Below are 8,255 nucleotides of genomic sequence, written 5' to 3'. Positions count from 1 at the left end.
CTTCTGTAAACTGGGTAATTCTGATTTGAGTTTAGCTAGTGTCTTGTTGTATTTTTGATGGCATGATTTTAAGGCTTTCCCACATAGTAAAGTTGGCTGAAATTCGGGAATATTAGAGGTGACAGCTGCTAGGTTATTTAAGCCTAAATCAACAAAAGCATATCTTTCTCCCTCCTGACTTGCTGGGGATGGTTGTTCATAAACAATCTCTAGACAATAAGCACCCGATTTAGGAAAATTCTCACCTCTAAGACTTCTTTTAAATTGGTTTTCAACTCTAAATTAGTTCCTGAGAGCTTGATTAAACCCTGCTTCAAGGCTTTTTTAGAGATGGCTTGAGGCTTGAGGCTTGTGGCTTGCTCCTGACTGCACGAAAAACTTTTTCGGTAAACCCGAAATAATCAAAGGGTGAGCATTGCCCACCCTTGCTAATTAAGCAGTTACTACTTGGGAAGCTAACCGTTTAAAGGTCAATCTTTCATCGGCCACATCGACAAAAATCGTGTCTCCCCCTTTGAATTCGCCGCGCAGAATTGCCTTAGCGATCGGAGTTTCCACATATCTTTGTACTGCCCGTTTTAAGGGTCGCGCACCGTACACTGGATCGTAACCAATTTCTGCTAGATAATCGAGAGCAATATCGGCAAGTTTCAGGGCTAATTTTTGTTCCATCAAGCGATCGCTGAGATTGGCTACCTGTAGTTTGACAATCGATCGCAGTTGCGCTTTTTGTAGGCTGTGGAAAATGATCGTTTCATCGATACGATTGAGGAATTCGGGACGGAAACTATTCCGCATTGCTTCCATCACCCGGGCCTGCATTTCCTCGTAACGAGACTCATCACCAGCCACGTCTAAAATGTATTGAGAACCGATATTACTGGTCATAATAATGATTGTATTTTTGAAATCAACCAGATGACCTTGAGAGTCGGTTAAGCGCCCATCGTCAAGGATTTGTAACATAACGTTAAAAACGTCGGGATGGGCTTTTTCAATCTCATCAAAGAGGATGACAGAGTAGGGACGACGCCGGATTGCCTCGGTTAGTTGTCCCCCTTCATCGTAGCCGACGTATCCCGGAGGCGCGCCCATGAGACGGGAAACGCTGTGTTTTTCCATGTATTCCGACATATCGATGCGAACTAGAGCCTCTTCGGTGTCAAAGAGATTGCGCGCTAAAGCTTTCGCCAATTCTGTCTTACCAACACCCGTCGGACCGAGGAAAATAAAGCTGGCCGTGGGACGGTGGGGGTCCGATAAACCGGCGCGGGAACGTTGAATCGCTTCGGCCACGGCTGTGACCGCTTCCTCTTGACCGATGACACTTTCGTGTAATTCCTCTTCCAGATTGAGGAGTTTTTCTTTTTCCGATTCGATTAATTTATTGAGAGGAATTCCCGTCCATTTCGAGATAATTTCGGCGATATCCGATTCGAGAACTTCTTCTCTTAATAAACTTTTACCAGTGGTTTGTTTGTCGGCCAATTGAGTTTCTAGGGCGGACATTTGCCGCTGCAGATCGGTTAATTTTCCGAACTTTAATTCTGCAGCGCGATTATAATCATAATCTCGTTCGGCCTGTTGAATTTCCAGATTAACTTGTTCGATCGCTTCTTTAACCCCACGAACTTTATCGATAATCTCTTTTTCCCCTTGCCATTGGGCATTTAATCCCGATTGTTCTTCCTTGAGGTTAGCCAGTTCTTTTTCTAACTTTTCTAACCGTTCTCGCGAAGCTGGATCGTATTCCCTTTGTAGGGAAAGTCTTTCCATTTCTAACTGGAGAATTTTGCGATCAATTTCATCGAGTTCTTCCGGTTTAGAAGTGATTTCCATCTTCAATTTGGCCGCCGCTTCATCAACTAAATCAATGGCCTTATCGGGCAAAAAGCGATCGCTAATATAACGATTAGAAAGCAGTGCCGCTGCCACTAAAGCATTATCGGCAATTTTCACCCCATGATGCACCTCATAACGTTCTTTGAGACCGCGAAGAATCGAAATAGTATCGACCACATTTGGTTCATCCACTAAAACCTCTTGGAAGCGTCTTTCTAACGCCGCATCTTTTTCGATATATTTGCGGTATTCATCGAGGGTAGTGGCCCCAATACAACGCAATTCACCCCGGGCTAACATTGGTTTTAATAAATTGCCCGCATCCATTGCCCCTTGAGTGGCTCCCGCACCGACAACGGTATGAATTTCGTCAATAAACATGATGATATTGCCTTGGGAATCGGTGACTTCCTTGAGGACAGCTTTTAATCTTTCCTCAAACTCTCCGCGATATTTTGCTCCCGCAATTAAGCCGCCTAAATCGAGAGAAATGAGAGTACGATCCAACAGAGATTCTGGCACATCGCGGTTAATAATCCGCTGTGCTAATCCTTCGACAATGGCCGTTTTTCCTACTCCCGGTTCCCCGATTAAAACCGGGTTATTTTTAGTCCGACGCGAGAGTATCTGAATGGTGCGACGGATTTCGTCATCCCGTCCAATTACGGGGTCTAATTTACCTTCCCGTGCCAATTGGGTGAGATCCCGTCCGTATTTTTCTAGGGCCTCATATTTGCCTTCTGGATTCTGATCGGTCACTTTTTGACTACCTCTGACTTGTTGAATAATTTCCTTGAGCTTGCTTTCGGTAAGTCCGAATTCTTGAAAAATATTTTTACCGAAGCGATCATCTTTAGCGTAACCTAAAATCAAATGCTCGATCGAGATAAAGTCATCTCCAAATTCTCGGCGATAATTTTCTGCTCGATCGAGTAAACTATCTAAACTACGACCTAAATAAATCGAGTCGCCGGGGTTAGATATTTTCGGTTGACGACGGATAAAATCATCGGTTCGATCCCGCAAACGGGCTAGACTAATATTAGCTTTACTAAAGACACTGCCCGCTAATCCCTCCTGTTCCAGTAGGGCTTTCATTAGATGTTCGCTTTCGATTTGTTGCTGGCTGTTCTGTTTGGCAATGTCCGGCGTTTTGACGATTGCCTCCCAAGCTTTTTCTGTAAATTGTTGTGGATTGGTTGGCTGCATTTTCTATAAGAGATTACTTTTATACCCTAGAGATTATTCTAGATTGACTGGTTTGTCGGCTCCTAGGGGCTTACCGTACCTAGTTAAGGGGGATTTCCCCTCAACTGTGCGATTTAAGTGCCTCAAGTTTATAAGTTGTAATGGATTTAAACGGCTTCTTGGAAATTTTAGTACAAATGTTCAAGCTCTCAACTAAGCTAAAATCTTAATTATTGAAGATGTTGACTGATTACTGATTACTGATTACTGTTCACTGTTTACAAGGGCCGAATCTAAAACCTAATTGGTTAAGCTAAAAGCTTTGATGTACTTAGTTTATAACCTTCTTTTTGGTTAGGATAATTGCCAGATTCTTTCCTTTGCCTTTTGCCTCTTGCCTTCAGAAGCTGATTACTGATTACTGATGACTGATTACTGATTACCGATTAAAGCCCACCCTAAAATACTATCTAAGCGATTAAAGATTTAACTTTACTAATGATACCAACTGGGTCAATACCTTGGTGGGGGAATTGTTCCCATAAACCGCCACAACCTTCATGGTGAGTACCGATATAGGCGTATTTAGGAGTTAAACCGCGTTCGAGTAACCAAGAACCATAACGGCTACCTAAACCCGTACGACGGTTAAATGCTTCTACCACTAAAACAAAGGGAGAACTACCAACTTTAGCGATAATTTCTTCATCCACCACATTGAGAGTCGGTTTATTAATTAAACCCACGTCAACACCTTCTTGTTTTAAGCGTTCCACTGCATCTAAAGCGCGGTATAAACCATCTCCAAAGCTGATGATATAACCGGCAGTGCCTTCCCGAATTACTTCATCTTTTCCGGGGACAAAGGTGTAACCATCGCCAAAGAAATTATGACCGTTAGTATCAAGAATATTGGGAGTTTTAGAACGAGTCGAGAAGATAAAACGTAGGCCGGGTTGATGGAAAGTTGCCTCGACACAAGCGGTCATTTGTGCCGCATCGGCCGGGAAATAAAGACGGGTTTCGTAACCGTCATCCAGTCCATTATCGGCAAAGAAATTATTCAAACCAAAGTGACAGGTATTATCTGCCATGTCATCGATACCAGAATGGGAAAAATGACATAAAAGATTAGAATAATTCAAACGCGCCATGGTGATTTCAGAAATACACATTTCTAGAAAAGCGGCAAAGGTGGCGAAAATTCCCTGTTTACCTTTTTCCATACCAAAACCAGCGGCTGCCGAAAGATTGCCCCGTTCCATAATACCGGAAGGAATAAACACTTCGGGATGTTTATCGTGGATAATTTTCAGACCGCAGGAACCCTCTAAATCGCTATCTACTACTAATACCTTAGCCTTGCGTTCTTCCTCGCTCATTTTGCCTAAAAGACTGACTACCGCTTCGCCGAAAACGTTGCGGTTAGAACCCCATTTATCCCCAGAACCGAGGAATTTATAGTCATTAGAAGGCTTCTTAATACTGTTGAGATATTCCACGGCGGCGCTGTGTCCTTTTGCCTCTAAATATTTCAAAGCCAAGGGTACAGAAATCACATCATGACCGTGGTTAGAACCTTCTAAACCTTCAATCCCTGGACACATGGGACGTTTATTAATAATCGCAATCGGGCCAGGAGTATTAATTGCTTCACAGATATTGCGATACAAACTATCGATATCTTCCCCATCTCCCACTAACACTTTTAGTCCATGGCCGGCGAGAGTTTTAGCCACATCATAACCGGGTAAATATTTGGAAGGATTACCAGCAATCGTCACATCATTATCATCAATAATCAGCTTAACATTGATGTGTTGAGCCACGGCTAAACGGGCAGCTTCCGCGTCATTGCCTTCCTGTTGAGAACCATCGGAACCTAAACAAAAAACGGTTTTTCCGGGGTTAGCTAAAGCGACACCGTTAACGTAGGGCCACATATGTCCTAAACGGCCAGAACTAAATTTTACTCCGGGGGTTAATCCTAATTCCGGGTGTCCGGGGAGTTTAGAATTAGCCTCGCGGTAGTGCATTAATTGTTCTGGGGGTAAAGAACCTTCTAACGCAGACAGGAGATATTGAGTACCGACGCGGTGTCCCGCTTCATCGAAGAAAATTGGTACAAATTGACTAGGTTGACTGCGGAAAAGAGCATCGAGAATCACCACTTCCGGGACGGTATCGTAGGGGCCGCCGGTGTGTCCACCCACACCCCGGGCCGCACCCGTGGCAGTAAAAAAGATGATAGCATCGCGACAGAGTTGGATATTGGCTTTTAGGGCGCTTCTTTGGTGGTCGGTGAGGGTGGGGTTACTGGGGTCGAGACTGATGGGTTTATAGGCAGTCAAATCGATGGGAAAGGCTGTCATTGTCGATTTTCCTTAATGTAGAGAAATAACTATAGTCAGGGAAATCATAGCCTAGAATGTCACCCGATCGATTGATTGAATAATTTCTTATCATAGATGTAGTCCCTAATACAAAAGTTTTACCCTTGCTGGGATAGTGTCCACGGTCCGGGACAGGGGAAATCTTAAAAAAGATACGGGAAAAAAAGCTGTTCTTGAGGGCAATAGTCCAGAATGGCAGGTAAGACCGAGTAAAAAGGGGAAAGGGGAAAGTAAAAAGGATAACCTTTGACTGTATAGCGTTTCTTGGAGGGATGAAGTATGACCTGATTCTCAGTTGATATTACTGCAATCTCTACCCAAAAAATCAGCCCATAATTAACAAAAACTAGATTTTTCAAGGTAAAAACTATGTGTTTAGGCATACCGGGACAAATTACAGCAATTATTGATGAAAACCATAATCTCGCTCTCGTCGATGTCGGGGGTGTAAAAAGAGAAGTAAATATCGCTTGCATTGTTGATGAAGACCATCCCGCTAATACTTGTCTAGGGGATTGGGTATTAGTTCATGTGGGTTTTGCCATGAATCGAATTGATGAAGATGAGGCGCAAGAAACCTTAAATTTATTAACACAATTATTGAAATTAGAGGAGGAATTTAATCATAATTAATGTTCTTAATTAGTTAGCCACAAATTAATTCTGTTGTCTATCTTAAGAAATGTAAATTACGGCAATTATTACTGACGACCGACGACCGGCGACCGGCTCCACAATTAACTTTACTTTTGTCCAACCACTTATAGAGAGAAAGCTTGTTATGAAATACGTTGATGAATTTCGTGATCCGGTTAAAGCGGCAGGATTAATTCAACAAATTGAACAATTATCGATAAGAATCTCTGAAAAGCGGGAAAAAGTTACTAAAATTATGGAGGTTTGTGGGGGTCATACCCACTCAATTTTTAAATACGGTATCGAGGCAATACTTCCCGAAACTATCGAATTAATTCATGGTCCTGGATGTCCCGTTTGTGTGATGCCGCGAGGTCGTTTAGATGATGCCATTTTTCTCGCACAACAACCGAACGTAATTCTGACAACTTTTGGCGATACTATGCGTGTCCCCGGTTCCCATTTGAGTCTGCTGCAAGCACGAGCAAAAGGTTGTGATATTCGCATGGTTTATTCTCCTCGCGATGCCTTAAAAATTGCCAGAGAAAATCTCGATAAAGAAGTAATATTTCTAGCATTAGGTTTTGAAACAACCGTTCCTAGCACAGCTTTAACTGTTTTAGAAGCGCAAAGAGATGGTATCACTAATTTTAGTTTATTTTCTAATCATGTGGTGATTATTCCCGCTCTGAAAGCTTTGTTAGATAACCCAGATTTACAGTTAGACGGTTTTGTTGGTCCCGGTCATGTTAGCATGGTAATTGGCACAGAACCCTATCAAGTTATTGCCCAAGAATATCATAAACCTGTGGTAGTTTCTGGGTTTGAACCTTTGGATATTCTGCAATCAATTTGGATGGTATTAAAACAATTAGATGAGCAGAGATGTGAGATCGAAAATCAGTACGATCGAGTGGTACAAAATCAAGGAAATAGAGTCGCTTTATCGGCAATCGACCAAGTTTTTGAACTGCGAGATCAGTTTGAATGGCGAGGTTTAGGAGAAATTGCTCAAGGAGGGTTAAAAATGCGAGATGAGTACAGTAATTTTGATGCGGAGAAGAAATTTACTTTACCCAATCAGCGCGTTAAAGATCACAAAGCTTGTCAGTGTGGCGAAATTCTTAAAGGTGTTTTAAAACCCTGGGAATGTAAAGTATTTGGTACTGCTTGTACTCCCGAACATCCCATCGGCACTTGTATGGTTTCTAGTGAAGGTGCTTGTGCCGCTTATTATAAGTATGGTAGAAATCAGTAAATTTTTTTACTGATTAGGTTCCTTTCCGGTGAGGAAACGCTAGAATTCTCACCAGAAGAAATTAACAATCTCTCGGTGATAAAAAAAATGAAAATCAAAAATAATCTGGGTTTATTTGGCTTAACTACCTCTCTACTGCTAGTTATCGCTTCGGAAATTGTTCTTGCTTCCCAAGAACAAACCCTAGAACTGCAACCAAGTCAACCCCCCAGCGCCGATTTTTTCAAACCCGTCACCAATCTAATTAAAGATTTAAACCATCAGGGAGTAACTATCACCGATCCCAATGATCCCATGGCGGTGCGCTACCGAGTCAATTCCCCCTGTCGCGGTTGTTCAGTTTATCTAGGCACGGGAGTTGCCAATCCTCGCACCCAGACTAACAATAATGGCATGGGAATCAATTTTGGTCTTGGTTTCACCATGCCCTTTTCACCCTAAATGCCGATGACATATTTACGCCATTCCTGATTGTGATTCTCCCTGGTGTGCTTTAATAGCTCAAAGTGGAGACTGCTGTAGGGACGACGGGGTTGGGCGCGCAGGGACATATTGGCCTCTTTTGGTGTACGATTGCCCTTATGCACATTACAACGCACACAAGCCGCCACTAAATTCTCCCAGGTATCACCCCCTCCGCGAGAACGGGGAATCACATGATCGATGGTTAATTGTTCACCTCGGTAGAGACAGTATTGACAGGTGTGATGATCTCGTTCGAGAATATTACGACGGGTTAAAGGAATTTCCTTGTAGGGAACACGGACGTATTGCCTAAGACGGATAACAGAAGGCAAGGGTAAGTCACGACAAACCACTTTTCCGTTATGTTCTAGGGATTCAGCTTTTCCTTTCAACAATAAAACGATCGCGCGCCGCCAACTGGTAATATTTAGCGGTTCGTAGGAGGCATTCAACACGAGAACCTTGCTCATAGG

General features: G+C 42.9%; 6 protein-coding genes. 3 read left to right on the top strand and 3 right to left on the bottom strand.

Going from position 1 to position 8,255, the window contains the following annotated elements; translation table 11 throughout:
- Positions 1 to 432: 432 nt before the first annotated feature.
- A complete protein-coding gene (gene clpB / locus IM322_RS16765) occupies positions 433 to 3,051 on the bottom strand; it encodes an ATP-dependent chaperone ClpB (RefSeq protein ID WP_287675503.1) in 2,619 nt (872 codons plus the stop codon).
- Between the two features lie 449 nt (positions 3,052 to 3,500).
- Positions 3,501 to 5,402, bottom strand: a complete 1,902-nt coding sequence (locus tag IM322_RS16760) for a thiamine pyrophosphate-binding protein (protein ID WP_287675504.1) — start codon at positions 5,400 to 5,402, stop codon at positions 3,501 to 3,503.
- 390 nt (positions 5,403 to 5,792) lie between these two features.
- Between IM322_RS16760 and IM322_RS16755 the strand changes: the two genes are divergently transcribed.
- The 3 genes from IM322_RS16755 to IM322_RS16745 all read left to right on the top strand — a co-directional run bounded on the left by IM322_RS16755 (position 5,793) and on the right by IM322_RS16745 (position 7,758).
- Positions 5,793 to 6,056, top strand: coding sequence for a HypC/HybG/HupF family hydrogenase formation chaperone (locus IM322_RS16755; protein ID WP_287675505.1), 264 nt, complete (start codon positions 5,793 to 5,795; stop codon positions 6,054 to 6,056).
- A 148-nt stretch (positions 6,057 to 6,204) separates the two neighbouring features.
- Positions 6,205 to 7,317 carry a hydrogenase formation protein HypD gene (gene hypD / locus IM322_RS16750; RefSeq protein WP_286826151.1) on the top strand — a complete coding sequence of 371 codons (1,113 nt, stop codon included), beginning with the start codon at positions 6,205 to 6,207 and terminating at the stop codon, positions 7,315 to 7,317.
- 87 nt (positions 7,318 to 7,404) lie between these two features.
- Positions 7,405 to 7,758, top strand: a complete 354-nt coding sequence (locus tag IM322_RS16745; protein ID WP_002766945.1) for a hypothetical protein — start codon at positions 7,405 to 7,407, stop codon at positions 7,756 to 7,758.
- Here IM322_RS16745 and IM322_RS16740 read toward each other — a convergent pair.
- Complete coding sequence (locus IM322_RS16740) at positions 7,755 to 8,252, bottom strand: HNH endonuclease (protein WP_004163691.1); 498 nt, start codon at positions 8,250 to 8,252, stop codon at positions 7,755 to 7,757. The genes IM322_RS16745 and IM322_RS16740 overlap by 4 nt on opposite strands.
- Between the last annotated feature and the right edge of the window lie 3 nt (positions 8,253 to 8,255).

The sequence above is a fragment of the Microcystis sp. M109S1 genome, from assembly GCF_020247025.1.
GTDB lineage: Bacteria > Cyanobacteriota > Cyanobacteriia > Cyanobacteriales > Microcystaceae > Microcystis.
This window is presented reverse-complemented; position numbering and strand designations above follow the sequence as displayed.